The sequence below is a fragment of the Lelliottia sp. RD5 genome, from assembly GCF_056032945.1.
The window spans coordinates 932,811-957,433 of record NZ_JBVYHQ010000001.1; the positions used below are offsets into that span (position 1 = coordinate 932,811).

Here is a 24,623-nt window from a genome sequence, read left to right on the forward strand (position 1 = left end):
CGCTTACCCCAGCGCATCATTAACAGGCTTTAAAACCTTTTGCTCAAACCAGCTCATTTTGTCGGCTGGCTCACTGGCAGCAGAAGAACCACCGCCACCACCCGCCGCGCCGGTCTGTTTGGTGCTGGCCGTCGCGTTCCCTTTGCGGGCCTGACGTTTCTCCGGCACGCTCCCTTTTTCACGCAGGGTAAAACTGACCTGCCAGGCGAGGCGGTCTTCCTGCGGAACGGCATCAATCTGGCCGGTGAAGGTGGCTTCACGAAAATTAATGGCTGTCGCCGTGGCATTGGCGACGCGGTATGTTTTCAGCGCCCCGCTGGTTTCAGTTGCGGATGCCAGCTGGAAAAGGCGCTGTAAAACGGCCTCGTCATCAAACGTGACCAGACCCGACACGCGCAACTCTTTGGCCTTGATACCCTGTTCGGAATTGGTCGTACTCGATGTCTGGCCCGACTGGTCCTTTTCCTGAAACTGCATTGAAGGGGAAACCAGCATGTTTTGCATGGCGATCCCTTCACCATCAAGCGCGAGTAATGCGGTCTGGCTCATTTATCATTTTCCCTAAATCAATGAGCGAATCCCCGATAAACATCATCGCCGCAGTATGCACGGCGGTTGTCTTAGGGATGCCCTTTAAAAGCTCAAGCGCAGCAACGCGATGATTTCCGCTATAGCTAAAGGACCACGCCTTAGCGCTGGCCCCTTTCAGCTTTTCAAGCGACTGACTTAATGAAGAAAGCAGGCCCGCGCGTTCTTTAATAAAACCGCCAATCTGGCTTTGTAAGCCTGCGGGGGTGGTACTGACTGCGGCAGCCAGCTGCGCGGCGGCAACCCGCTGCGCGTTAACGGCCAGACGGTTTGTCTGAACGGATAGCGGCGCGGCGACCGGCAGCGAACTGACCTTCGACGGCAGTTGCATTTTTACCGTACTCAGCTCGGCCGCCGCTGCGGCCATTCGGCTGACCTGGGTAAATACCGGCGCAGGAAATACAGTGGCAAGACCGGACAATGCTTTCATAAAGGCATCATGTGTATTTTCTGCAATCATCATGACGATCACATCGCCGCTGCCGCCGCTGGTTGCCAGCTTACCCGCCAGATAACCCAGCGCATTCGCCGGACTCAGATATCCACCTGAATCCGCTGACTGACCCAGTCCATAAACCCACGGGTGCGCCGGAATGATTGCACAATCCAGCGCGGCCATATCGTCGGCAATCCTGATAATTGAGTCCTGCCACATTACTGCGGAACCTCCGGCCAGATCGGATTACCAGGATCGACGCGATTCAGCATGACGCGGTATTTTTTCCATGCCAGCAGCCGGGTAATTTCCGTTTCGGTTTGCATATCCAGATCAACGGCATCCTGTAAGGGTGCGATTGCATCAGTAGCGGCCTGCATTAAGCCGATTTTATGAGCCTCGGCACGGGCGAATAACTGCTCATCAGTGGGTTCTGGAAGATCGGCTAACATTGGCTGGCCGTAGACGTTCGCTACAATCTCACGGCCATTGCTCTGCCCGTCAATCAGGTAGTGATACCAGCGCTCTGAAATTGCGCTCGCGTCTTCGGGCCAGCTTCCGGCCTCCACATAGAGCGCCTTGTCATTTTCAAAGTAAAAGCCCTTCATTTTCGGGCTGTAGTAAATTGCCGTCATATTAGTACCCCACAGCCCGGATCAGGACAGCAACCTGCCCAATGCTTCCGTAAGCCCTGTTTGCCATAACCACACAACCGGTCCTTGTTTTAGAGACAAGCTGAAACATCCCTTCGGTGCCAGTGTTGTTATTCACGTTTAACGTACTCACCGATATTCCCAGGCAGGCATTTGGAAAGGCTTTGGGGAACGTGATCGACTGGGTGGTTTCACTGGTCATCGTTGCCCCCTGTAGCCACTGATCAATAATTCCCGTGCTGCCACATTGCCACCAACCATTTGCACCTTTTGAGGCGGCATTCGGCGCGGCGTAACTCCCCCTCAACTGATAACGGGAATCAAGATTCCCGTAATTTGAAGGTACAACCTGCCCATTGATAGTGACGTTTCCGGCCACGGCCAGGCCATTACCCATCGTAACTTTACCGGTAGCCAGCGCTACATAGAACGGGCGAAGACTGTTGTAATTGCCATACGCATCGCCTGAATTGGTCGCCAGCAGATAAAGATTGCTGCCGTCATTTCGCCAGAAGGTGCCGACATTCCCGTATGCAATACGGTAGCTTTCCACGGCGGTGGTCTGAAACTCTCCAGAAGCTGAAACCACGCCAGAAAATGAAGCTTTTTGCGTGGTGTAATCTATATTCATCAGATTAGCGACGTAGTCGCCAGCAGCATCGTAGCTATAGATTGACCAGCCATTTTTATAGGGTCCAAATGCCCAGCGCATTTTTCCGTTAGCGTCATAAACGTTCGCCATCGCGTTATAATTATTCGAGCCGACAGCATTTAAAAAATCACCCCAGGCAATCTGGCCCTTACTCGTTAAGCCCTGATTAAACGTCACTCCCCTTGAGAATGTTCCACCATTTGTTGCAGAAACAGCATCAACATCCGCCGCTGTGGGCTTGTTAAATTCGCTATACAGCTTCACCCATGAAATAGCTTCGCCTGCTTTTTTACGGCCTACATAAGCATGATGGTTTACCCCATCGACAGCCAGATAGGAAACAGTGGGCGTGCCGTCATAGGGAATGGTAATTCCTGATTTAACAATGCTGGTATCTCGCCAGAATGAAGAAAAATCTTCGTTTTTGACTTCTGCATCACGAACCGCACCCAGGCCCATCCAGCCCGTAACCGGGACTCGCCCGGCTGTTGTGTCTGTCGTCGATGTCACGACATCCGCCTTTGATGCCGTTCCCAGACTTTCTTTAACGTTGGTCAGGGTATCATTCACGGCTTTAACAGCTTTCGGCGTGGCGGCCTTGCTTTCATCGTCGCTGCCCGTTTCGCTACTCAGCTGAACGAATCCCTTTTCTTTGGTCGTGGCGTCGGGGTGATTGCGGGATTTTTCGTGCTCTTTTAGTGCCTGGTCGTTTAGCCCACCTTTTGGGCGCAAGTCCGTTATGTTTCCGCTTGCGTCAATACTGGCGAGCGCAAAAACATAATGCTGGGTGCCATTTTCAGCATAATCGGCCAGACTGGTTGCCACAGTGATTTTGCTATTGACGGCCCAGACGCTTGTCAGCGTTCCAGACCACGAAACATCCAGCCAGACTTTCACCGGCTTCGCCGAAATGGTGATGTTCTGGTTTGCGACCAGATCCGCACGCAGCCCGGCAACATACCCCGCCCCCTTAGTGACATAAAACTGACTGCCGTTTTTCGCGACCAGATAACCGGTGTCAAAAAAGGCGGCAGCGCCATAGAGATCGATATTCTCCATGCGATGACGTTCGTCCATCGCAGCCAGTCGCGCAGTAAAATCGATCTGCCATGTTTCTGCTGGCGTGGTGATTTGGGTTGCCGACTGTGCACCGCTGTATTCCATTAGCATGGAACGCACCAGGACATTTCCCTGCTGACCGCTGGCGTTTTTAACCTTGCGCTGGGTTGGCGCGTGAATGATCATCGCCAGCGTACTGGTTGCCTTATTTGTCAGCCCAATCCAGTTGAAATCAAAGTCGCCGGTATCAGCGCCCAGTGTGACGGAATACACGACAGAATGACCGTTCACGACGCCGGATTTACTCACGGCCTGGCGGTGGACAATCTTATCCGCTGCCGGAAGGGTTTCCGTGTGGCTGATTGGTTTGCTCACGTCCAGATTCGGAATGTAGGCGAAAACAAATTCATCCAGTGTAACCGGCTGATTATTGATTGCCTGCTGGGCTTTCCATTCTGTAAATGCTTTGGTAATGACTGCCTGTGACATTGTTTTCCCCTACTGCAAGCTTGCGCTATATGTTGCGCTTAATTCGTTATTCACATCGGCCAGCGTGGCGGGCCAGCAAACATAATCGCCCTGATACCAGCCGATATTGATATGTACCGGCAGAGTGGTGATCACTTCAAACCGATACCGGCGACAGGTGCGCCCGTATTTTCGGATGATTTCTAGCAGCAAATCGCTGTTATCGGCGACCTGACTGTCGGTCACGCGAACGGTGATGACATCCCAGTCCATTCCGTCCTGGCGCTCCAGCAATTCGACATAGCCGATCCCCAGCCGCTCAAAAATGGCAATAAATCCGGCAACCTCACCGGCCTGCTGTGCGTTGATAAACGCAAAACTCACCCGTTTACGGAAAAGGCTTAATGGCTCCCCCTTAAATCGGGCGATATCACGTTCCCAGGCAATCAGGTTTAACAGCGGTTCGGCGCTGGTCAACGGATCGAACTGCCTTAACGGCCACGTTAACCACCCGTACACCTGTGACCAGAACTTCACGCAGGCACGCAGCAACCTGGCAGGATCGCCACGGTCCATCCACGACGGCAACTTTAGCCCGGCCAGCAGTCTGGCAAACTCAGTCATTGGCAATTTCCACCGTTAAGGCCGCCAGACGCGGGACAGATAATTCACTGACAATATCTGTCAGTGAGAAACTCAGCGAATCGACCACAGGAAACGCTTTGTGGATCTCGCGGCCCAGATTTGAAAAAGAGAAACGTGCATACGGCCACGTTTTCTTAACGTCGTAATTAGCATTCTCACGAAACGCACAGCGGATTAGATTGGTCACATTGGCTTTCAGAACCAAAAGTTCTTCCGGCTCCATGTTTTCCACACTTGCCACGTACACGATCACCGCCAGGGTGTGAGTGGTTTCCGGCATGGCAAAACACTGCAAATCATCCCCGTGGCCGTGGTGGCCCTGGGTGTTGACGTAATCATTCACCGCGTCGATAAAAGGCAGCGAAGCTTCGCCGCTATCCAGCAGAAGGTAAGCATTTGCCGTACCTGGGCCGCGCGGGGCGTCATGCAGGAAGAAAATACGGTCAACGCTCAACCCGACAACGCCCGCAATCATGCTGCGATAAATGGCGTCCGTGTGGTAATTGCCCACCAGGTTAAACTGATTGCGCGTGCGGTCGCGCAGCTCGTCGTCGCTTTCTTCGTCTGCGCCAGGGGTGATTAACCAGTCGTCTTCATTTACTGCGCTGGCAATGCCTGCCACCGCGACGGGTAAAATACGGTAATACCCCGGCGCAAGGTTATAGCCGGTGCCGGTGCCGGTCGCCGCTACAGGTACAAGCGCACTTTCGATCCCGGCCGGTAATGTCGTGTCTTCACTCACGGCCAGCACATAAACCACGCCATTGATACGCTCGGTTTGCACCAGCGTTCCCGCAGGTATGGCAACCTCATCCGCCGCGCTCGCCTTGTAGAATCGCAGCACGCCAGCGGCAGCGCTGGCCGGTTTAGCCGTGACATTGACCGCCCAGGCCAGCAACCGAAGCATGGAACCGCTTGCCGTTGCCACAAACATGTTTGCCAGCACCACGTTGATCAGCGCGTCACGCAGCCATAACACCGGCGTGGTGACAATCTTCGAAATCAGCCGCCAGAATGGCGACATGCGCGATGTGTTCGTGACGAATCCTTCCGCCTCCACGGTGGCTTTAAACGCTGCGGTGATTTCGGCTTGGGTTGACGGCATCCCGCTGTCATTCAGCACCTGCTCAAAATCGACGTTAGGTTTCTCAGTCATAATGAACCTCAGTGTTAACACTGCCGAAATCGTAGGTTTCCGCAGTGACATACAACCGCGTGATGCTTTCTTCGGTGATAACAATCGTGCCAGGAATCAAGCGTTCGTCACTTTCGACCAGTAGCGATAGTTGCGTCAGAACATCACCGCGCATCGTCGGGCTTCGCTCCCCGATCAGCCGCGTAGTAATACCGCTTTCCAGGATGCTGTGGATAATGTCCTGACCGATACTGTCGCGGTTATTGCAGCGGCGCGGCTCGTTGCCGCTGTCCAGCGTGAAATCGCCGTCAGTGATCAAAAGGTCGATGTATAACGGTTCGGTACTCATCCTGCGTTAAGCTCCTGCCATTCGGCCAACTGGGCCGGGGTGATTCCATTCGGGGCGGTGATATAGGTATCGCCCCACGTTTTACGGCTATCCACCACGGTTTTACTGTCAGTTTTGACCTGGTTCATCAGGCCGCCGCGTGGAATATCTGCATTAATTTTGTTGCCCGTCAGCAGGGACGGCGCGTTCAGCTTTGGCGGCGCAGCTGTTGCACCATCAGGGATCGCCGGTGCTGTCGGGACCGTCGCACCGGCAGGCGGTGAAACGGTTTTCAGGTCAATATTGACGCCGGGGATTTTGTTCAGCTTTTCCACAATCCAGTTGTAGGTAGACGCAAAGGTATTTTTGAGAACGTCAAAAAGCTTGCTGAATACCCCGCCGATGGTGTCCGCAAATCCTTCAAACGCGGCCATTGGCGAAAGCCCCGCGAAGAACGCAACCACCACGGCCCAGCCGTCAGTAATGGATTGCCAGACCCGTGCGAAGACCTGGCCTACCTGCGCGGCGACGTCCATCACCCAGACAAAGGCCGCCGTATTCATGATCGCCGTGGTCAGCTCTTCCCAGTGGTTCACGACATACCAGACCCCCAGACCCAGCAGGGCCAGCGCGGCAATAATCAGGGTGATGGGGCTTGTCAGAAACTGCATGGCCGCACCGGCAAACATGGTCGCCGCGCCATAAATACGCATCGCAACCGCACCGGCTTTCAACACGATATTCCAGGCAGCCAGCGCCACGCGGCAAACGCCGGTCCAGAGGGCTAACAGTTTCGACTGGACCCACAGCGCGGCCAGCCCGATGCGGGTTGCCAGCAGCGAAGGACGCAACATATTGAAGGTCCATAACAGGGCTTTCCACGCACCGCCCAGCACTCTGGCAATAGCGGTCAGACCCATCATCGTGAAACCAAAGATTCCCATCACAATATTGGTGGCCGCACCGGCAAGCCCAAAGGACAGCACGCCCAGGGTGATGTAACCCAGCCAACGGGCAATGTTGGGGAACATCTCCAGCCAGCGGGCAAACTTCGCGCCCACGTCGGCGACGCGGTTCATCAGCGGAGTCAGGATCGGGATCAGCGTATTGCCCAGCGCGACACGCATCGCGTAAAACGTCGCGACAATGCGTTCCCACGGCTTCGCCATGCTGGCGGCCATTTCTTCGGCACGCTTCATGCCGTCATTACGGCCCAGCTCCGTGATGCTGCGGTTTAAATTATTCTGCTGGCCGTACAGCTTTTTAATGACATCAGCCCCCCCACCGAAAGCGGCGTCCAGCGCCTGCTGGGCTTTGACGTTCCCTTCAATGCTGGTCCCGTATTTGTCTTGCAGCTTCTGGAGGATGTCGCCCATTGGCAGCATTTTGCCGGTGGCATCAACAAAGCTCATACCCAGTTTTGATGCGGCAGCCGGGGCGCTTCGCAAAAACTGCTCATAGATGCCGCTGGACTCTGTACCCAGCGTGCGGGAAAGCGTACCCAGAACCGCGAACTGTTCATCCATGCTGACTCCGAAGTCAGCCCCGGCGTTTTTGGTCCCCTCGATCAGCTCCTGCATGGTCTGCATTTTCACGCCGAAGTTTTGCACCATATAGGCCGTTTTTCCGGCCAGCTCCTCGGCGAACCGGACATGACCCAGACTGGACAACTCAGCATTGAAGCGGGACGCCATCGCACCGATATACTCACCTGCCTCCTCGCCGCTGGCTTTCACACCCGCCGCCAGGGTATTGGCTGCAATCGTCACGCGGGGCAAATCCAGATCAGAAAGACCGGCCATTGCGCCTTTGATTGCATAGCTGGAATTCACCACATCCACCGCGCCTTTGCCGTAGCGCATGCTGAATTTGAGGGCTTCGCCGGATAGACGTTTCAGGGTGTCTTCTGCCACCCCCTTGGATCCCACTTCCGCCAGGGCCGCATTCATTTCATAGGCCGGACCCACCACGCCAGCGATAGACTGCGCAACGCCCCAGACAGCCGCCGCGCCAATACCGATTTTTGTAAAAGACGCCTGCGATTTTTCCGCGAAGCCGGTCAGCGAAGACTGGGCCGTTTTTAATGGCCGCGTCAGCTTATCAATCAGACTCAGCGTAAAATCCAGGTGGCTCATATCAGTTTCCGTTAAATGCTTTAGCTATCCCTTCTGCCGTTTTATTGGCTCTGGTCTGGGCGAAATATTCATCCAGCCATAGGGCGCGGGCGATGCTTTCTTCGTCGTCAGGTTCGTGCGGGAGGTAGTAGCGGCGCAGGGCAAGATATTGCTCAAGCCCGTTCGTGCGAATAGCCGCCACCCGCGCCGCTAGTTTTTTACTTCGATCTCAAGCTTCGGCGAGTAAATTTCATTAACCTTCTCGACAATCTGCATTTCGCAGCCTGGGTAATCTTCCATCAGCTGGTTTAATGCCGCCTTTGATTCGGCATCAACAATGCGCCCCAGATAGGTTGCCATTGGCGCAACCTTGTTGGTCATGGTCATTTCGTTGATCAGGTTGTTGTAGGCGGTCTTGTTCGGCTCAAAACTCAGGCTGACGCCCGCTACAGTCATGGTGATTTTTTTGGACTTGCTCATTTTGTTAAATCCTTACGATGTCGAATGATGCCCACCAGGGCGTTATGTCGTGCGGCGCAATCGGTGTACATCTGCCGATAGGCTGTTAATGCCGCGTCAAAGTCAGTTCCGGCTGGCCCCGCCAGTCGTGGCAGATTTACCGGGCAAAGCGTCAGCTGGTTTTCCTGAAAGGATTCGTTCGGCTTGATCTGCACTTTCGTTGAACAACCGGACGTAATCATCAGAAGCGCAAACGTTGCTAAAAACCGGCTTAATGGTTTCGGTATGGATAACCCGTTCCGTGTGGATCTCATTGGCTTTTAGTTCCGCTAATTTGACTTCCAGCGCTTCGCCAGATTGCCGTGTCGCTTCAACGACAATCTGGCGGGTTTCTTCTGCCGTCTTACTGGCGGCAAGGGTTAATTTTGCGTCGTACCAGTCATGCCCCTGCCACCCCACGGACATGGCAGCGATCAGGATGAGCAAATGACCCAGCAAGTTGCGCATCAGCGAACCCCGTTATGCTCAAGACTGAAGTGATTGCCGTCAGGATTAGACTTAAATCGCCCACCCCATGACCCACCCAAACTTTCCCAGTATTCACCCAGTGGTAAATAATCTTCGGTACGGGTTTTATATTCACCGTTAACAAACAAATTCAAATCCACGGCCAGGCGCTGGGTATGCAGGCTGTTTGCAATGCCAGTGCCTTTTCTGGCATTCAGGGCCGCACACTCTGGCGTGCGCTGCGCCTCTCCAAAGGTCAGACGCAAGCCGTGGTCATTTGCCCAAAGGATTAGCTGGGCAACATTCACAGCAAATAACTGCTGTTTCTCACTCAGTTTCATGGCGCTTACTTCCCCATCGTTTAATATAAAATTCCACGCCCCGCTTTAAACCTGCCTCAATAAAGGCGCTGCCCAGAATGCCCAACGCGCAGGCCAGACCAATGACAACCAGTTCGGGCATATTGGGGAATTTCAGCAGCGGGATCGCGGCCAGTGGCGCAACCGCCGATCCCAGAATCATCCGCCCGACCAGCAGGCGGGTGGTGATTTGCTCGTTGCTGACCATCAGTTGCCCCAGGCCGATCACCGCCCCAATAAGCAGCAGCTTTGCCAGCAGTGATGTTTCTCCATTTGGCATGTTCTTAACCTTTCAGATCGCGCGTGTCGCGGGCTGACAGGTACGGAACGCCGTCAATCGCTACAAAATCGGGGCTGGTCACCATGAATTTAATTTTCTTCGTGGTTTTACTGGCCTCGTTAGGGTTGATATTGACGATGTCAGACAGCGCCGGAACGCAGCCAAACACCTCGATTTTTTCTTCGTCGTCACCGGCGTTCGCGTAGAACAAAAAGTCCTTTGCAGGAATGCCGCGCCACGAACCGGCAGCACGGGCCACGGCGGTAAACTTTTTAAAGTTCTGTGAATCGACTTCGATTTCCACATCCGCCGTAACTGACCCTTTGGTGTGCCCGTTTGGAACGCCGCGCGTCTGCGCTACGGCGCTGTTATCCGTAATGGTGACGGTAGCGTTTTCAACATGAATCATGACGCCGTCATAGTTCACATCAAACGATCCGCCGCTAATGCGTTCTCCACTCATTGCTGGCTCTCCAGTGAAGTATCCAGTTCGATGCTGACGCCGATTTCTTTCGCGCTCTCATACGGTCGAACCACAAGGTAAATTTGCACCGCAACGCTACTGGTCCAGGTGATGGTGATATCGCCGTCTTTCGGCGGTTTCACTTCACCGGGGAATTCCACCCCATTGATCTGGCTGGAAATTGCCATTTCACGCAGCGGCTTGCCAAAATAGGTTTCATGCGCGGCAATACTGCCCGGTGTGCTGTTCAGCGAACGATCCGCAATCTTTGGAATGGCTCGCAAACGAACGCGGCGCGAGGCTTTATCGACGACGCGAACGTTTTCAATAACCTGATAATCACCGCCCTCAACATCCAGCGTGCGCCCGTCTGACCAGTAAATGCCGTCGTAATCGTGGTACCACATCGGCACGCTGTAGCGGTTGGCCTGCAACCCCTGCAACACAGCAAGATCAATTTCTTCGCCGATACCATCTTTTGGCAGGTTGTCACTGCCCAGTGCGGTGACCGCACCCGTTGCAACGCGTGCCGGGCTGTCGGCCACGGTCACGGAACGGTTACACAGTCGCCCCGCCAGGACGCCGGGTTCATTGCCCCACAAACGCGGGACCAGCTGCACGCCTGGCGACGCGATGCCGCTTTCCAGCTCAGCCATACGCAGTTGATAGTCGGCCCAGCTTTCGGCGTCCTCTGGACCGCCTACGGCAATCGCAAACCAGACAAAGCGCCCAAAATTAGCCTGTAACGTGGCTCGCATTTCGGTAGCGCGGCTGATAGTCGCTTTTTCTTTAACGTCGAACGCCAGGACTACCCCTTCAACGGAAGCCACAGACTGGGCCGCCGTGACGGCTTTCATCCAGTCGGTATCCGCTTTGTATTCCGGGTCTTGCTTGTCTGGCTCAGGCATAACGTGAACGTATGCAAACCAGTTCTGACCGGCATTATTCGCCGCTGCGGCCACAATGTTCCGTAACAGGCTATCGCCCTCACCCAGTGCTTTATCCAGATCGGTGCCGGTATTAATCGCCTGGGTTTTGCCGGTGTTGGTATCGCCATAACCCACAAAAAGGACAACCCGTTCGATGTCATTCGTTGTGCCGTTGTAGCGGTTTTTCTGACTGACTGTGACTGTAGGCCAGGTCATGTTTACCCCCTGATATTTTGCGCATCGACACCCCAGCCGAAGCCGATAGCCTGCATTTGTCGCGCAATAATTTGATTAAATTCGTCGTTGTTCACACCCAGAAAAACGCGACCTGGAATATCAATGGTCCATGTGCGTTTTGAGGGTGTGCCTTTCAGTTTTCGAATCACTAACCCCGCTTGGGCCATGCTCATGGTTTCCATGATCTGCTTACTGGATGGCTTCACCCAGCGCTTGCCCTTGCGGGTTTTGTACCCCAGCGCCCGCAGCCGTTTAGCCTGTCGGGGTAGCGCAGGCTGGTTAGCCTGCGGTTTGCGTGGGGCGGTACTCGCTTTCATCTGGATCCGTGCGCCATCCTGCTGGACTGCGCCGACCAGACCCGCCGCGATGGGCTTAGGTCCGTTGCGGTAGTTGCCGCCTTTCAGGTAAATACGGACCCCCTGAATTTCCGGCATTTCCCGCACGGCCAGCAGTTTGGGCAATCCCTTCAACATCTTGCCTTTGCCACGTTTACGCGGTGCCCACGGTGTGCCATCCGGGGCAGTCTGCTGGCGCTGGTGACGTTTTGCCGCCACAACGATCCCCAGCTTTGCGATGCGCCATAACAGGCGCTGGCGCTTACGGGGCGGCAGGTCAGCTTTTGCCAGCGTTTCGCGCATTTGCTTTAGCTGTTGCTGATTTAATTCACCCCGGATCACGATGCCTCACCACGCTGGACAATGACGTCGGCTTCCTCTGCCACCCAGATTTCTGGGTTAACCAGATCCCAGGCTTTATCCCTGAATGGGATCGGGCCGCTTTCCTGCTCCCGGATGATGAGCGGGTCAGCCAGGGCGACAACCACGTCAAGAATGCAGGTTCCTTCGTCGTCGAACTCCGGGTCCACAGTCGGATCGGGTAATTTCAGTTCGTCGCGCAGCTCGTTGGCATGTTCATCTACCCAGACCAGCACCAGGGCATAAACCAGACCTGGCGAATATTTACGAAACGGGAAGTTATCCCACGACAACCGGGCGCTGTAGGTCAGCACGCCGATCCGCCGCTGGTCATTTCCCAGCGCCTTTGCGCTGCGCATCAGCTCGCAATCGTCCATCGAACTGGAAAACATCTGCATGGCGTCTGCTGGCAGGTTTTCCGTGATAAAGGCCGTCAGGCTTTCCAGCTGGCTCATATCAAATGCACCCCCACGCGTGGCATTTGCAGCATGTTGCGCATCACATTGGCCGCTTCGGCCAGCAGATTGGCGCGGGTGTCCAGGCTTTCCTGTCCTGGGTGCGACTCACGCCGCCCGATGGTGGCAAACTCACCCAGCAGATCGGCTTTTGCGCGGGCGTATACCGCTTTTTTGTACTGGGCGGTTAACTGGTTTTCGTCGCCCATTTTTGCGCCGGGTACATCTGCGGCACGTTCGCAGCCCTTGCCATTCCAGTGCGTGACCACGTCGGCCAGTGTCGTATTCACTTCTGCAATGGCCGCAAGCAGGGCCATGCCTGCGGTATCGGATGGCAGATCGGCAGGCAGGTTGCGTGCCGCCTGAAACTCAGCCAGATCCAAATCCGGCCAGAACGCCACGCCGTTGGTGATTGCTGTCGGTGTGACCTTCACCGGCTTGCCGCTGATGCTGAAACTTGGCCCACTCATCGGTTACACCTCGTTGTGCAATAGAAACGGGCTAACGGGATCCATAGCCAACAACCCAAAGGGTTGATGCCTCCCCCGCGCCCGTCCCGGCTTGCGGGAGTCGTTATTGCTGGGTCAGGCTGTTAATCCGGGCGCGAACCTTTTCGCGCACGGTCTTAACTCCGGCGTTTTTGTTGTACGCCTCCGCCTGGACTAGCAGGGCATCAGCCTGCTCCAGCGTGTCCACATCATCCACGGCAGTGGCACGGGGTTTGCCGGATTCATCGCGCAGCAGGTAAAGACCGGCGAACTTGAACCACTTCGCATTAATCTCTTCGTGCAAGCGCCACTTTTCGCGGATGTTTTCAAATGTGCGGCTGAAATAAGGTTCAATGCTGTGACCGGCTGCCGCTTCATTCGTCGCCCATTCCAGCACCGTGTCTGCCACGAATGCGGGGATCGTGCTTTTGAAGTTCTCCGGCGTGGCCTGGCTTTCGCTGATCGCCACGTCGGCCCAGTCCAGCGCCTTGCTCATTTCCCCCGTGTCAAACAACCAGATCACGCAGTAAACCAGGACCGGATTTGCGAAACGGGCATCACCGGCGAGATATGACTCAACGGTCGGCATCCAGCGCGGCAAAAGGACATCGCGTTTGAATTCGATGCGGTCTTCAGTGCGCGGCAGGCTGCGAAGTCGTGCGACATCGCTTTCCAGCTCCAGCTTTAGCAGGTGGAAGCTGACCGGCGACGCGGTCAGGGCTTCTTTGTTATCCAGCGCCTTAGCGGTTTTTACGCGTGCGCGGTGGCGCTGACACGGGGACATAGCCATTTTTACTCGCCCCCTGCCGGTGCCGCTTCGTCGGTTGCCAGGGTAATTTTGTCGAATGCCGCATACAACTCGTCATGCTCGACACCGTAACCTTCCATGCGCAGGTAGTTATTTTCAAAACGCTTACGATCGTCGTTCCATTCGGCCTTACGCTTGCGCGTGCCCTGCTGGGTGTAGATATGCAGGTTGTCCAGCGTGGTGACGATCAGACGACCTTCAGGCATAAACGGCGGGGTATACACGGTGCGGCCCGCGATCTGACGACCAATAAGCTGCGCAGCAACCTTCTCAGTCGGGCGATCAATCTTATTCATCATGGTGGTGGCGTCGTTGCCGATAAGGTCAGCGGAGGCCAGCACAACGAGGCGCGGGTCATTGCGGAACGGCTCATAAATGCAGGTGTGTACCAGATCGGTGACAGCAGCATCCAGCCCCATAAAGTCAGCCTTAGCACCGCCAATGGTGACTTCGCCAGTAATGATCTGCGCGGCTGAACGGTCCTGAACAATTTTGTGCCAGCCGATGTTGACGTCTTCGCCGTTCGGGTTGGCGTCCGGGTCAGTATCATCCGCAACGCTTGTGCCATTGAATGCCACGCGCAGCATATCGAGCGCAAAAGACTCATTACTGAAAGCCTGAATACGCTGGAAGAACTCTTCTTCACTGCCCGCGTTTGCCCAGACAGTCAGAAGCGAGTAAGGCAGATACGAACCGGAATCCGTCTCTACGAGTTTGTATTCATTACCCGTGACGCCCAGGGCGCGAGAGAAGCGCCCCTCTTTTTTACGACCGGTATAGATACCTGGCTTACCGGTGCTGACCACCTGGCCGGTAAGCTGGTCAACATCCAGCACGTTCGGCAGCAGACGCAGGAATTCGGATTCTTGCAGCAACGCATTGCGCAGCTGGGTTTCCTTCGGATTAGTCAGCGAGAAATAGCGCGACGTGTCTGCCTGGCCATTGGCTTTCGCTAGGCCTGCGGCAAACTTTCGCAGCATCTGCTCTGCTTTTGGGGTTAGTTGCATTTCGGTTTATCCCTGGAAAGAAGATCGGTTAAACAAATTCAAACGGTTTGTTTCCGCCGTTTGGCGCGTTGTTCGGTCGGCGCGTGCTGTCGCTTTCCATCGCTGACAACTTGGTCAAAACAGTGGAAAGTTGCGTGCTCAGATCGCCAAGCTGGTTGCCAGCAGGCTGGCTACGGGCGGAAAATTCACGACGACGGCTGCGGCGCGGACGTTTTGACGGGGTCACGTTGAACGCTTTCATGGCTTTAGCCAGATTGGCTTTTGCCACGCTGAACTCTGCCGCTTTGACTTCGTCTTCCGGGTTCTCGGCCACTTCTTCGGCGAGATCGGCCACTTCGGCAGCAGCCTCGGCGATCTGGTCTGCAATATCCGCTACTTCTTCAGCAGCCTGCTCCGGCGTATCGACGGTATCAGCGTCACCGCTAGCTGCGGCCCCACCGTTTTTGACTAGCTCCAGCAGTTGCTGGATGAGGGCTTTTAACTCTTCCATTTTTTCTTCCTCGCCCTCGTTGGGCTTATCGGTGTTAGGTTCTGGTGTTGGCGTAAAATCTTTTTTGGCCGAAAACATGCGCGACCATAAAGAATCTTTTTTATCCGGCTTACTGGTCTGTAATTTCCCCAGACTGAACGTTTCAAGGTTTCCGCGTTCCGCATCCTTTTCTTCGCCAGCTAATACAAATTTGATTCGCTCAGTTCCCAGACTTGCCGGAATATCGGTTACTGCCAGCCCGAAAAGATAATCTCGACCACTCCCGCCAAAATCAGAAAGAAATTCAGCAGACGTAAAAAGTTTTTGCTCCATTCGGTTGGCATCAATCAGGAATTGATTCGGGATAATTTGTGCATACAATTTCGTGACATCACCTCCCGTCTCAACTTTTAAGGCGTCAACGGTTCCCAGATTGCAGGTAAATTCACGCTCACCAATACCGTTTTGAGGATGGTGCGGCCAAATCATTGCCGTATAGGTTTTATGGGTGTAGGTATCCGCCGCATCAATCAACCATTGCGGCTCAATAATGCGGCCATCCACAGCCTGTCCAGACGTGGCAACGCATAACCAATCAGTGCGGTAATGAGGTTGCGGCATAACTGACCTTCGTTGATGAATATAAATAACGATAATTCGTTCGTGGTGGTCAGTATTGCCAATTAAATTAAACGACGCGACCGCTTTATTTCTGATGTATTCGGCTATAAGTGGTTAGCCACCTATTGCCGAAATTTAATTATAAAATCTGGCGGATATTCCCGTCATAATAGCCGCATGGCTAAATATTCCGATGAATTAAAAGAAGCGGCCCGCACGCTTTATATTAAAAGCTGGTCGCCGAAAGACATTGCGCAGGAATTGAATATTCCCCCGCGTACTATTTACCACTGGGCGGATGTCGGGGAGTGGGGATCTCTGCTGCCTGCTGAATCAGTGGAAAATGTCATCGCCCGTCGCATTGATCGACTGACCAATCGCGATAAAAAAACCGCGCTGGAACTGGAAGAACTGCGCGATCTCGTTGCGCACCACGTCAAATTGATGGGCCAACGCAACAAGCACGCCGAAAAACTGGCAGAAATTCAGGCTAAAAAAATTGCCGGTGAGGGTGATAATTATAGTTTCGGTGGCGCAGCTGGCGAACCAGGTGAAGGAAAACGCCGTTATAAGAAAAACGACGTGTCCGGCATCACGCCTGAAATGCTCGACACCTGGGCGCGGGAACATCTTTTCGATTACCAGCTGCATTGCCGCGATCACAAAGATGAAGACTGGCGCTTTATCCTGAAAAGCCGACAAGTCGGCATGACCTACTATTTTGCATGGGAAGCATTCGAAGACGCCGTCGTCAGTGGTGACAATCAGGTTTTCTTCTCCGCCTCCCGCGCCCAGTCGGAAATATTCCGCGAATACATCGTCCAGATTGCGCAGAACCATTTCGGCGTCACACTAACCGGCAAAAATATCCGCCTCAGCAATGGCGCAATCCTGCGCTTTCTCTCCACGAACGCCAGCACCGCGCAGGGCTTTAACGGCCATCTGTATGGCGATGAAGTTTTCTGGATCCCGAAATTCACGCGCCTGCACGAAGTTGCCAGCGCGATGGCGACGCACAACAAGTACCGCACAACCTACTTTTCAACACCCAGCGCGAAAACGCATCAGGCTTACCCGGTCTGGACCGGTGACGAGTGGCGCGGCGACGATGCGAAACGCAAAGGTATTGAGTTTCCGAAAGACGCCGCCATGCGCCAAGGGATTATCTGCCCGGATGGGATCTGGCGTTATGTCATTACGATGGAAGACGCCATCAAAGGCGGGCTGGGTGCGCTCGTCGATATTGAACGGCTGCGCAACAAGTACAACCCGACCGCGTTCGCCATGCTTTACATGTGCCAGTTCGTTGACAGTAAAGACGCGGTGTTCAAGTTCTCCGCGCTCATTGGCTGCGAGGTGGACCGCGCAACATGGGGCGACTTTGATTTAACAGCTGCGCGGCCATTCGGAAACCGTGAAGTCTGGGCAGGGTTCGACCCGTCGCGCTCTGGCGACAACTCCACCTTTGTGATTATCGCGCCGCCTGTCCACGACGGGGAACGCTTCCGCGTGCTGGCCTGCTGGCAATGGCAGGGTTTTAACTTTAGCTGGCAGGCTGACCAGATTAAGCAGCTGATGCGCCGCTTCAATATTACCTATATCGGGATCGATACAACCGGCATCGGGAAGGGAGTTTATGACCTGGTCAGCAAGTTTGCGCCACGCGAGGCTACGGCCATTCTTTACAGCGTCGAAAGCAAAAACCGTCTGGTCATGAAGATGATCGACGTCGTCGAACGTAAACGCATTGAATGGGCGAAAGATGCCATAGACGAAACCAACAAAGAACGCGTCGAAATACCGGCATCATTTATGGCTATCCGTCGCACCACCACAAACAGCGGAAACGCGCTGACATTTGTTGCCGAACGCTCAGATGCGACCGGCCACGCGGATGTTTTCTTCGCTATCTCTCACGCCGTTATTAACGAGCCTATCGATCACGAATATGACCGCCCATCGACCTGGGCTTTTGGGAAAGCAGCATGACAAGCAAACGACACAGAGCAAAAAAATTCAGGGCCGCCACGGGCAAAAATATTGAGACGTTTACCCCAGGGCGTGGCAGCGTGATCACCTTTGGTGAACCGGAACCCATCCTCACGACCGGCACCGATTATCACAATATCTGGTATGACAACGAATACGGTCACTGGCGGCTACCGATTGACCGCCTGGCGCTGGCCCAGTTGCCTAACCTGAACGGCCAGCATGGTGGCGTGCTGTACGCACGGCGCAACATGGTAGCCGGTGGCTATATCAACGGCGGGCTATCGCCGGATCAGGTCGAACAAGCGGTCTTTGATTATCTGCTGTTTGGCGACGTCGCAATCCTGAAAATTCGCAATGTGTTTGGGGAGGTGATCGACCTGCTGCCCCTGCCCTCGCTTTATCTTCGCTGCCGGAAGGATGGCTCTTTCGCCGTTCTACAGGAAGGGCCAGCCCTTATCTATGACCCGGAAGATATCGTCTTTTTCAAAATGTACGACCCGCGCCAGCAGGTTTATGGCCTGCCGGATTATATCGGCGGTATTCATTCAGTTTTGCTTAACAGCGAAGCCACAATATTTCGCCGCCGCTACTACAACAACGGGGCGCATATGGGCTTTATTCTCTACACCAGTGATCCAAACCTTACGCTGGAAATGGAAAATGAAATCAAAGATAAAATTGCGCAGTCAAAAGGCCTCGGCAACTTCCGCAATATGTTTATCAATATCCCCAAGGGCGACCCGGACGGCGTCAAAATCCTGCCCGTGGGGGAAGTCAGCGCAAAGGATGAGTTTGCCAACATCAAAGGGATCACCGCCCAGGATATCTTTACCGCGCACCGCTTCCCCGCAGGGCTGGCAGGCATCATCCCGACTAACGGCGCCGTAATGGGCAACCCGGAAACGGCCCGCACCACCTATCGCAAAGATGAGGTGATCCCGCTGCAACGTAAATTGATGAATGGGGTCAACAACGACCCGGAGATCCCCGCGCATTTACATCTGAATTTTGACGTGGAAATTCCGGCAATTACAGCCGTAAAGGGCGATAAATGAACGCAGTTAAGTTAAAATCATCCCCATTGTTAGCAATGGCGTGCGGGATGGTGAACATGCGAGTTTTTAAAATTAAATGTCCAGAATGCGGCTCACCGGCCATCATTCGTAAATCTGACTGGAAGGATAAGAAACTGGCGGATTTATACTGCGCCTGTGCAGAAGTGGAATGCGGCCATACGTTTGTATTTAATGCGTCATTCTCTCATACACTCAGCCCCAGCGGGCTGACCGGTAATAAGCTGGTGAAATTCCTGATTGACCAGCTCAAGCCGGAAGAACGCCAGATTGCTCTGAACCTGTTGAATGGCCAGACGGCTTAAACGATTACATGTCTAGAGCTTTTATTTTTTGTGAAGACTATACGTGTGACACCGCATGTTATCTTGTTATATTGATGAAACTTGACGATTTTATACTGATTGCAAAGGAATAATCATGCAGATAACGGCTCCAATCAACTCTTTTTCTAATGGATTTAATACACAAGACGATATTTTTGGACGTATCAAACTTCACAGGTTTATAATGAGGGTCGCCAAAAATGCGCCGGATAAAAGTCTTGTTTTGGCTCTTGATGATAAATGGGGGAACGGTAAAACCTCGTTTGTTCAAATGATGAAATCAGAAATAGAAAAAAATCATTCAAATGATTTTGATGTGATCTATTTTGATGCTTTTAAAAGTGATTACCAATCAGATCCCTTTGTAGCGCTCACCGCAAGTATTTACTCTCTAATCAATAAGGATGAAGGGAAACTAAAACTACTGAGCAATGAGTTGCTAGAGATTGGTAAAAAAATTGGGGCTGCCTTTGCCATCAATGGAGCAAAATTCGCGATTAGCACACTGTCGGGAGGACTGCTATCTGGTACAAGTTTTGAAAAAGCCAGCGATACACTTACCGATTCCATTTCATCTTCTGTTGAAGGGTATATAGAGGAGAAAATCAAAACCAGTAAAAATGAACTTGCTGCCATAGAACGTTTTGGCGAACTCCTTACAGAAATCCACAAAGAAAGTGAACGAAAAATAATATTTATCATTGATGAACTAGACAGAGCAAGGCCTGATTTCTCTTTAGATCTTTTGGAAAAAATAAAGCATATATTTTCTGTTGAAGGTGTCATTTTCTTGCTTGTTATGAATCGAGAACAGTTTGAAAAAAGTGTAGAGTGCCGATATGGCAATATTAACTCCCGACTATATCTCAATAAATTCGTACATTACTGGTTCTCACTCCCAAAAATAAATCACTTGTCGCCTGACTGTATGAAAAACCAAAATCAGTCAACTATTAAAAGGTATCTTCTAAACATAGATAGAGGAAACAATCTGCTTACACGCAACGGAAAACTTATTAACTTACTTTCATATCTCTTAGATGTTAACGATTGTTCCTTACGTGAAGCAGAACGTTGTTACTCTGTGTTTACAGTTTTAGATAGCCCGAATAAAATACATGACTACAGCACAGACTTTGACAAAGTCGCACTGGCATTCGTAGCTTTTTTGAAAGTTCATAACTCACAACTTTTATCTAAATTAATATATAAAGTATGCACCATAGAAGAGTTATTTACGAACTTATCACTTTCCATATCACCTCCTCATATTCTCGCAGAGATGTACATCTTGAAAAATATACTTGAGTATCACTTTGCAAATGAAGAACAACTGATTGAATATAGAACCCGAGGTAAGTTCAATGAATTTGAGGGTGGTTATGGAAGACGAACTATGATTTTTGAACCCGCTTTTGAAATGGTAGAAGGGTTTGATGTAGGCTACTAAAATTTAGAGCTGCGTTAATATGGCAACTTTTTTAGCGAAGTTGCCATAATTATCTTTTATAATTTCATTTGGTTCTTTCATGATATCTTTTATTTAAAATATTTAAATATTCTCCAAATGGATCAAAGCGAAGCTGCGACACATCAATACCGTGCTTATCTCGCATGCCCTCCCAAAGCTTTTTAACCGTCTTGGCTTCGTCGCGTTGCTGACGAGTGATTAATTCCCCGTTAGCGCTGGCACGATAAATTTTGCCGTCAACTTCCAGACGGCTGCCCGTCAGAAGTGACAGGGCTTGCGCTTCTGATATTTCAAGCATATGAATGGCGGCATCATCCAGCAGTCTGGCAACCGCTGGCGCAAGCGCCGCCCTTCTGACGTTCTCTGCCTCTGATTTGGCCTCATTTTTTTCTACGGCAGAACGCCACGCGACATCTAATTCACTCCCTGGCTCATAAGGCGATCCGCTTTGCGGCCTTTTGAACGGGGTTTCACGTAGTCGCCGCATTAACCTGCGCCGCGTTGGCAGGTCCATGTTGTCAAAATCGAAAATTTCTTCCTCTGACTCTTCTGTCATAGCCTCCACATCAGGCGGGAAATCGGTGATTTTTTCGTCTTCCGTAGAGTTATTGACAGAACTCCAAGCGTCGCCGGTTGGCGACGGCAAAACGTCAACCCCCAAACCGGGGCCGCTTTTGGCTCCGGTGGTGGCTTTGGATTTGGCGCGAATGGTCCACTTAACCAGACGCGTGCAAATGCGGGAAATCTCACCCAGACGCGGCGACCAGACCCCGAAGACCTTTTCCGGGGTTTCACAGTAAGCATTCATTTCGTCAGCGTCCTGATATGCAAGACGGACGACATAGTCTTCGCGCGGGATTAACACGCCCCCCTGTCGCAGGATGTAAGTTGCGAAGCAACCCACATCGGCAGCTGCGCAGACCGCATCCATTGCAGGATCCGACAGCATGGCCGCGCCGCGTTTGAAGGTATTCGTAATTTTCTGACGGGCTGTGATCTGGTTGCTCAGTTTGCGCAGCTCACGGTAAACCGTCACTGGCGGCTGGCCCATTGGCTGAAACTGGCGGATGCGGTGAAGGGATGCCCAGGCCATTGCATATTTGGCCGTTTCATTCAGCGGCTTGCCGCTTTCGTCGTCCAGCTCACCGGCCAGTGCGTGGCCGTCGATATTTTTTGAAATGTATTTGGCGATATATGCCGTTGCAGATCCCTTACGCGGGTCCATTTTTTTGGACTTGAAACGAGCGCCGGTATTACGCCCCAGCTCGGCGCGGTCCTCTTTGATAAAGTATTCCCGCAGAATGGCAACGGTCGCTTTGACTTCTGCTTGCGGCATAAATAGCAGAGCGTGCCAATGCGGCGTGCCATCGTGGTGTGGCTCGGCGACACGGAAGCCATAGGGGCGTAAATCTTCGCGTTTCAGTTTGGCCGTTGCTCTGTTCCATACCCGGCAAAGATATTGCTGCGCCTGGGCAACCGTTGTGTGGTTCCATTTGGCGTTGTGGTGGCCTGACTGGATGTTGCTGTGATATTTGGATGGGCAAGTGATGGTCAGGAAAATGCCCACATCACCGCGTTGTTGCGCGACAAGTTCAACCCCAGCCATTCGCGCCATTAATTCATGACGGCGGATCGCCGGGTTAGACGTGGACTTGTTAATCATTTCTTCCAGTGATGAGACATTACCGTCTTCATCAACCAGTTCATGACTCTTGAAAAAATCTCGGTTCTTGCGGCGCTGTTCCTGCCATTCCATCAGGCTGGAAGCACTGACATAAGCATGGGCTTTTTTGTGAACAGCTCCAATTGCACGCAGCTGGTTTTCGCGCCAATCGCAACGAAGTCGCCATATTTTGCGGCCCCACCAGTCCGGCGAACACATACGCAAAATGGCAGTGAAGATCCGCTCACGCTCCCACGGCGCATTCCATGCAGGTGGTACAACGCGAAGGGCCAGCATTTCGCGGCCCAGGTGGCAATAAAGCCAGTCCAGCTCTTCAACGCTCATACCCTCGGCTGTTAATCCCAGGGCTTCGCATTCAGTTTCAAGCATTTCAGCAATGCGGCTACCGATCTCGTTTGCTGCACTTAATGCTTCCCGCTTTGTAAAATCTGCCAGACGTTGCCAGCGCCCGTGCCAGTATGCGGCCAGCTCGCCGGTGACATCAGTTGCCACGCCTTGCTTGCTGCGAACGACATCAAGACGCAGTAATGATTTTTTCACGGTCCCCATAAGAAAATCATTAATGTGTCGGGTTTCGCGGTTCGAACGTAGCCAATGAATTTTTTTGCGCCAGACTTCGCGGATAAAGAACGGCTCGGACGATAAACGGTCCTCTACACCTTCTGGGGTTTCTGCCCAAGCGACAGCGGCGGCAATTGCGGCCGCATTGTCAGCGTTGACTATCTTTTGATGAATTGAAAGCGGCAGGCCGCGCGGCTCGTATTTATCCAGGGCAAGGATAAGCGCTTTACGGTTGCGAACCTCATTAGGGTTGTAACCGGCGCGTTTGATCAGCCTGTCGATATGTTTTTCAACGGCAGGATGCTGCGCTAAGGCCACTGCAACCGGCGCAGGATCCGCGGACGTAAACGGAAACGCCCCAATTGCGGGGCGTGGTTTATTCCAGAGCCAGGCGAAATCCGTCACTTCTTACATTCCACATTGTACTTTTCGTGGGTCAGCAGTAACCACACCTTGCCATCGTCTTCACTCAATAAACGCCAGCGACAACCCAGACGGATCACTAGATAGTGATTCGGCTTAATACGGGAATAGTTTTTCCGGCCTTTCACGTAATGTCTTAATTCGGCAGTTGCCCTTTTGCATACACACAGCGGCGCGGCGCATGAAATTTGCAAACGGGTAACCATCAGAAATCCTCCGCAAGGTCGAATGCCCCCGATGCAACCATCGCATCGTAAGAAGATTGACCGCAGGCTGGTCCGCACTCAGGGCAACGGCCACCACCGGCACGGTCACAACCGGCGCAAACTTTGAGGACGCCGATCACCTCTTTGGCGGCCCCGCGTGTTATGGCGTTCGCGCTAACTGAACGGTTAACGCTAATTTCCTGAAAGTCGAATGCGCTATAAATCTCGCGCGTGGCTGGAGTGTCGCTGTTGGAAAGGATCACCGGCGCACCAGTCTGGCGGTTGGTTGCCAGCAGGGCGGCAGCTAACTGGCAATGCTCTTTTGTTCCAAACGGGGCGCTATGGTATTGGGTGAAGTTGGCGGTTTCGCTTGCTGGCAGGTATGGCGGATCGCAGTAGATAACAGCGTTACTGCCAATCATGATTTTTAGCGTGCTTTGGAAATCGCAGCACACGAAAACAGCTTTTGTGTCGTTAGCTTTTTCAGAGAATAAGCGAATCTGTTCTTCAGGGAAGTAAGGCGGGGTTTTGTGCTTACCAAAAGGAACGTTATATCCGCCCTGCCGGTTGTAGCGAACGACGCCGTTATAACCGTGACGGTTCAGGTAAAGGAACTGCGCTGCGCGAAGAATCTTGCCAGCATCTGGGCCATTGTCGAATACATCGCGCGATGAAAGATAATCACGGGCACGGGCGTTGAAATCATTCCGGATCCAGTTGTAACCATCCTTATCACCATAAACCTTAAACAATGGGCGGGCGGCATCGTTCACCGCATCAGGCCAGCGGGTTATCTGGCGATACAGGTTAATTAAATCGGGATTTATATCGCCCAGAATATAACGACGATATTCAGTATTGAGGAAAACAGAAGCTCCACCGACGAACGGTTCAACAAGGCAATCCGCCTTTGGCAGCATCGGCAGTAGATCAGGAATTACACGGCTTTTACCACCAGGCCACTTCACGAGCGAACGAATCATTTTTACTTTCTCCAGGATGCAAGAAGCCCGACGCGTTAGCGTCTGTTTC

General features: G+C 52.9%; 28 protein-coding genes. 4 read left to right on the forward strand and 24 right to left on the reverse strand.

The genetic code is table 11. From position 1 onward, the window contains the following. Positions 1-3 precede the first annotated feature (3 nt). The 21 genes from AC0LWE_RS04690 to AC0LWE_RS04790 form a co-directional block, all read right to left on the reverse strand. Positions 4-549, reverse strand: a complete 546-nt coding sequence (locus AC0LWE_RS04690; protein WP_474264886.1) for a baseplate complex protein — start codon at positions 547-549, stop codon at positions 4-6. Next, positions 521-1,243 carry a hypothetical protein gene (locus tag AC0LWE_RS04695; RefSeq protein WP_474264888.1) on the reverse strand — a complete coding sequence of 241 codons (723 nt, stop codon included), beginning with the start codon at positions 1,241-1,243 and terminating at the stop codon, positions 521-523. Before AC0LWE_RS04695 ends, AC0LWE_RS04690 begins: the two co-directional genes overlap by 29 nt. Continuing rightward, positions 1,243-1,659: a tail fiber assembly protein gene (locus AC0LWE_RS04700; RefSeq protein ID WP_474264891.1), complete on the reverse strand. Its 417-nt coding sequence runs from the start codon at positions 1,657-1,659 to the stop codon at positions 1,243-1,245. Before AC0LWE_RS04700 ends, AC0LWE_RS04695 begins: the two co-directional genes overlap by 1 nt. 1 nt (position 1,660) lies before the next feature. Continuing rightward, positions 1,661-3,877 (reverse strand): phage tail-collar fiber domain-containing protein, encoded by a 2,217-nt coding sequence (locus AC0LWE_RS04705; RefSeq protein WP_474264893.1) that lies wholly within the window; start codon positions 3,875-3,877, stop codon positions 1,661-1,663. Between the two features lie 9 nt (positions 3,878-3,886). Further along, positions 3,887-4,480, reverse strand: coding sequence for a hypothetical protein (locus tag AC0LWE_RS04710; RefSeq protein ID WP_474264895.1), 594 nt, complete (start codon positions 4,478-4,480; stop codon positions 3,887-3,889). After that, positions 4,473-5,657, reverse strand: a complete 1,185-nt coding sequence (locus AC0LWE_RS04715) for a baseplate J/gp47 family protein (RefSeq protein ID WP_474264897.1) — start codon at positions 5,655-5,657, stop codon at positions 4,473-4,475. The genes AC0LWE_RS04710 and AC0LWE_RS04715 overlap by 8 nt, the downstream gene beginning before the upstream one ends. After that, a complete protein-coding gene (locus AC0LWE_RS04720; RefSeq protein WP_474264899.1) occupies positions 5,650-5,985 on the reverse strand; it encodes a DUF2590 family protein in 336 nt (111 codons plus the stop codon). The genes AC0LWE_RS04715 and AC0LWE_RS04720 overlap by 8 nt, the downstream gene beginning before the upstream one ends. Then, the gene (locus tag AC0LWE_RS04725) at positions 5,982-8,099 is read right to left on the reverse strand and encodes a phage tail tape measure protein (RefSeq protein WP_474264901.1); all 2,118 of its coding nucleotides are present in this window, start codon (positions 8,097-8,099) and stop codon (positions 5,982-5,984) included. Before AC0LWE_RS04725 ends, AC0LWE_RS04720 begins: the two co-directional genes overlap by 4 nt. Position 8,100: 1 nt before the next feature. Continuing rightward, positions 8,101-8,280, reverse strand: coding sequence for a DUF6890 family protein (locus AC0LWE_RS04730; RefSeq protein ID WP_474264903.1), 180 nt, complete (start codon positions 8,278-8,280; stop codon positions 8,101-8,103). 8 nt (positions 8,281-8,288) lie between these two features. Continuing rightward, complete coding sequence (locus AC0LWE_RS04735; protein WP_474264905.1) at positions 8,289-8,558, reverse strand: putative phage tail assembly chaperone; 270 nt, start codon at positions 8,556-8,558, stop codon at positions 8,289-8,291. 102 nt (positions 8,559-8,660) lie between these two features. Then, positions 8,661-9,044, reverse strand: coding sequence for a hypothetical protein (locus AC0LWE_RS04740; protein WP_474264907.1), 384 nt, complete (start codon positions 9,042-9,044; stop codon positions 8,661-8,663). Next, complete coding sequence (locus tag AC0LWE_RS04745; protein WP_474264909.1) at positions 9,044-9,385, reverse strand: M15 family metallopeptidase; 342 nt, start codon at positions 9,383-9,385, stop codon at positions 9,044-9,046. The genes AC0LWE_RS04740 and AC0LWE_RS04745 overlap by 1 nt, the downstream gene beginning before the upstream one ends. Continuing rightward, positions 9,372-9,683 (reverse strand): phage holin family protein, encoded by a 312-nt coding sequence (locus AC0LWE_RS04750; RefSeq protein WP_474264911.1) that lies wholly within the window; start codon positions 9,681-9,683, stop codon positions 9,372-9,374. Before AC0LWE_RS04750 ends, AC0LWE_RS04745 begins: the two co-directional genes overlap by 14 nt. Positions 9,684-9,687: 4 nt before the next feature. Next, positions 9,688-10,146, reverse strand: a complete 459-nt coding sequence (locus AC0LWE_RS04755; protein ID WP_474264914.1) for a phage protein — start codon at positions 10,144-10,146, stop codon at positions 9,688-9,690. Next, positions 10,143-11,291, reverse strand: a complete 1,149-nt coding sequence (locus tag AC0LWE_RS04760) for a DUF2586 domain-containing protein (protein ID WP_474264917.1) — start codon at positions 11,289-11,291, stop codon at positions 10,143-10,145. The genes AC0LWE_RS04755 and AC0LWE_RS04760 overlap by 4 nt, the downstream gene beginning before the upstream one ends. Positions 11,292-11,293: 2 nt before the next feature. After that, complete coding sequence (locus AC0LWE_RS04765; RefSeq protein ID WP_474265172.1) at positions 11,294-11,992, reverse strand: hypothetical protein; 699 nt, start codon at positions 11,990-11,992, stop codon at positions 11,294-11,296. Then, positions 11,986-12,462 carry a phage tail protein gene (locus AC0LWE_RS04770; RefSeq protein ID WP_474264919.1) on the reverse strand — a complete coding sequence of 159 codons (477 nt, stop codon included), beginning with the start codon at positions 12,460-12,462 and terminating at the stop codon, positions 11,986-11,988. The genes AC0LWE_RS04765 and AC0LWE_RS04770 overlap by 7 nt, the downstream gene beginning before the upstream one ends. Then, positions 12,459-12,932 (reverse strand): head completion/stabilization protein, encoded by a 474-nt coding sequence (locus AC0LWE_RS04775; RefSeq protein ID WP_474264922.1) that lies wholly within the window; start codon positions 12,930-12,932, stop codon positions 12,459-12,461. Before AC0LWE_RS04775 ends, AC0LWE_RS04770 begins: the two co-directional genes overlap by 4 nt. Before the next feature lie 103 nt (positions 12,933-13,035). Beyond that, positions 13,036-13,740 carry a phage terminase small subunit gene (gpM, locus tag AC0LWE_RS04780; RefSeq protein WP_474264924.1) on the reverse strand — a complete coding sequence of 235 codons (705 nt, stop codon included), beginning with the start codon at positions 13,738-13,740 and terminating at the stop codon, positions 13,036-13,038. A gap of 2 nt (positions 13,741-13,742) precedes the next feature. Further along, complete coding sequence (locus AC0LWE_RS04785; protein ID WP_474264927.1) at positions 13,743-14,765, reverse strand: phage major capsid protein, P2 family; 1,023 nt, start codon at positions 14,763-14,765, stop codon at positions 13,743-13,745. Positions 14,766-14,793: 28 nt separating this feature from the next. After that, the gene (locus AC0LWE_RS04790) at positions 14,794-15,855 is read right to left on the reverse strand and encodes a GPO family capsid scaffolding protein (RefSeq protein ID WP_474264929.1); all 1,062 of its coding nucleotides are present in this window, start codon (positions 15,853-15,855) and stop codon (positions 14,794-14,796) included. Positions 15,856-16,032: 177 nt separating this feature from the next. Between AC0LWE_RS04790 and AC0LWE_RS04795 the strand changes: the two genes are divergently transcribed. The 4 genes from AC0LWE_RS04795 to AC0LWE_RS04810 all read left to right on the forward strand — a co-directional run bounded on the left by AC0LWE_RS04795 (position 16,033) and on the right by AC0LWE_RS04810 (position 20,696). Next, entirely contained in the window at positions 16,033-17,844 is a 1,812-nt protein-coding gene (locus tag AC0LWE_RS04795) for a terminase large subunit domain-containing protein (protein ID WP_474264931.1), read from the forward strand. After that, positions 17,841-18,902, forward strand: a complete 1,062-nt coding sequence (locus tag AC0LWE_RS04800) for a phage portal protein (RefSeq protein ID WP_474264933.1) — start codon at positions 17,841-17,843, stop codon at positions 18,900-18,902. Before AC0LWE_RS04795 ends, AC0LWE_RS04800 begins: the two co-directional genes overlap by 4 nt. 47 nt (positions 18,903-18,949) lie before the next feature. Beyond that, entirely contained in the window at positions 18,950-19,225 is a 276-nt protein-coding gene (locus tag AC0LWE_RS04805) for an Ogr/Delta-like zinc finger protein (RefSeq protein WP_474265174.1), read from the forward strand. A gap of 115 nt (positions 19,226-19,340) precedes the next feature. Then, on the forward strand, positions 19,341-20,696 hold the full coding sequence (locus AC0LWE_RS04810; RefSeq protein ID WP_474264935.1) for a KAP family P-loop NTPase fold protein: 1,356 nt from the start codon (positions 19,341-19,343) through the stop codon (positions 20,694-20,696). Between the two features lie 64 nt (positions 20,697-20,760). On the opposite strand, the gene AC0LWE_RS04815 is transcribed toward AC0LWE_RS04810, so the two are convergent. The 3 genes from AC0LWE_RS04815 to AC0LWE_RS04825 are packed head-to-tail and all read right to left on the reverse strand — an operon-like array spanning position 20,761 to position 24,574. After that, positions 20,761-23,367, reverse strand: coding sequence for a replication endonuclease (locus AC0LWE_RS04815; protein WP_474264937.1), 2,607 nt, complete (start codon positions 23,365-23,367; stop codon positions 20,761-20,763). Continuing rightward, complete coding sequence (locus AC0LWE_RS04820) at positions 23,364-23,591, reverse strand: ParE family toxin-like protein (protein WP_474264939.1); 228 nt, start codon at positions 23,589-23,591, stop codon at positions 23,364-23,366. Before AC0LWE_RS04820 ends, AC0LWE_RS04815 begins: the two co-directional genes overlap by 4 nt. Then, positions 23,591-24,574, reverse strand: a complete 984-nt coding sequence (locus tag AC0LWE_RS04825) for a DNA adenine methylase (protein ID WP_474264941.1) — start codon at positions 24,572-24,574, stop codon at positions 23,591-23,593. Before AC0LWE_RS04825 ends, AC0LWE_RS04820 begins: the two co-directional genes overlap by 1 nt. Between the last annotated feature and the right edge of the window lie 49 nt (positions 24,575-24,623).

What these genes read in the sequence shown, in the direction of transcription:
- AC0LWE_RS04690 (WP_474264886.1), bottom strand. Translation starts at nt 549, where the DNA reads ATGAGCCAGACCGCATTACTCGCGCTTGATGGTGAAGGGATCGCCATG.
- AC0LWE_RS04695 (WP_474264888.1), bottom strand. Translation starts at nt 1,243, where the DNA reads ATGTGGCAGGACTCAATTATCAGGATTGCCGACGATATGGCCGCGCTG.
- AC0LWE_RS04700 (WP_474264891.1), bottom strand. Translation starts at nt 1,659, where the DNA reads ATGACGGCAATTTACTACAGCCCGAAAATGAAGGGCTTTTACTTTGAA.
- AC0LWE_RS04705 (WP_474264893.1), bottom strand. Translation starts at nt 3,877, where the DNA reads ATGTCACAGGCAGTCATTACCAAAGCATTTACAGAATGGAAAGCCCAG.
- AC0LWE_RS04710 (WP_474264895.1), bottom strand. Translation starts at nt 4,480, where the DNA reads ATGACTGAGTTTGCCAGACTGCTGGCCGGGCTAAAGTTGCCGTCGTGG.
- AC0LWE_RS04715 (WP_474264897.1), bottom strand. Translation starts at nt 5,657, where the DNA reads ATGACTGAGAAACCTAACGTCGATTTTGAGCAGGTGCTGAATGACAGC.
- AC0LWE_RS04720 (WP_474264899.1), bottom strand. Translation starts at nt 5,985, where the DNA reads ATGAGTACCGAACCGTTATACATCGACCTTTTGATCACTGACGGCGAT.
- AC0LWE_RS04725 (WP_474264901.1), bottom strand. Translation starts at nt 8,099, where the DNA reads ATGAGCCACCTGGATTTTACGCTGAGTCTGATTGATAAGCTGACGCGG.
- AC0LWE_RS04735 (WP_474264905.1), bottom strand. Translation starts at nt 8,558, where the DNA reads ATGAGCAAGTCCAAAAAAATCACCATGACTGTAGCGGGCGTCAGCCTG.
- AC0LWE_RS04740 (WP_474264907.1), bottom strand. Translation starts at nt 9,044, where the DNA reads ATGCGCAACTTGCTGGGTCATTTGCTCATCCTGATCGCTGCCATGTCC.
- AC0LWE_RS04745 (WP_474264909.1), bottom strand. Translation starts at nt 9,385, where the DNA reads ATGAAACTGAGTGAGAAACAGCAGTTATTTGCTGTGAATGTTGCCCAG.
- AC0LWE_RS04750 (WP_474264911.1), bottom strand. Translation starts at nt 9,683, where the DNA reads ATGCCAAATGGAGAAACATCACTGCTGGCAAAGCTGCTGCTTATTGGG.
- AC0LWE_RS04755 (WP_474264914.1), bottom strand. Translation starts at nt 10,146, where the DNA reads ATGAGTGGAGAACGCATTAGCGGCGGATCGTTTGATGTGAACTATGAC.
- AC0LWE_RS04760 (WP_474264917.1), bottom strand. Translation starts at nt 11,291, where the DNA reads ATGACCTGGCCTACAGTCACAGTCAGTCAGAAAAACCGCTACAACGGC.
- AC0LWE_RS04770 (WP_474264919.1), bottom strand. Translation starts at nt 12,462, where the DNA reads ATGAGCCAGCTGGAAAGCCTGACGGCCTTTATCACGGAAAACCTGCCA.
- AC0LWE_RS04775 (WP_474264922.1), bottom strand. Translation starts at nt 12,932, where the DNA reads ATGAGTGGGCCAAGTTTCAGCATCAGCGGCAAGCCGGTGAAGGTCACA.
- gpM (WP_474264924.1), bottom strand. Translation starts at nt 13,740, where the DNA reads ATGGCTATGTCCCCGTGTCAGCGCCACCGCGCACGCGTAAAAACCGCT.
- AC0LWE_RS04785 (WP_474264927.1), bottom strand. Translation starts at nt 14,765, where the DNA reads ATGCAACTAACCCCAAAAGCAGAGCAGATGCTGCGAAAGTTTGCCGCA.
- AC0LWE_RS04790 (WP_474264929.1), bottom strand. Translation starts at nt 15,855, where the DNA reads ATGCCGCAACCTCATTACCGCACTGATTGGTTATGCGTTGCCACGTCT.
- AC0LWE_RS04795 (WP_474264931.1), top strand. Translation starts at nt 16,033, where the DNA reads ATGGCTAAATATTCCGATGAATTAAAAGAAGCGGCCCGCACGCTTTAT.
- AC0LWE_RS04800 (WP_474264933.1), top strand. Translation starts at nt 17,841, where the DNA reads ATGACAAGCAAACGACACAGAGCAAAAAAATTCAGGGCCGCCACGGGC.
- AC0LWE_RS04805 (WP_474265174.1), top strand. Translation starts at nt 18,950, where the DNA reads ATGGTGAACATGCGAGTTTTTAAAATTAAATGTCCAGAATGCGGCTCA.
- AC0LWE_RS04810 (WP_474264935.1), top strand. Translation starts at nt 19,341, where the DNA reads ATGCAGATAACGGCTCCAATCAACTCTTTTTCTAATGGATTTAATACA.
- AC0LWE_RS04820 (WP_474264939.1), bottom strand. Translation starts at nt 23,591, where the DNA reads ATGGTTACCCGTTTGCAAATTTCATGCGCCGCGCCGCTGTGTGTATGC.
- AC0LWE_RS04825 (WP_474264941.1), bottom strand. Translation starts at nt 24,574, where the DNA reads ATGATTCGTTCGCTCGTGAAGTGGCCTGGTGGTAAAAGCCGTGTAATT.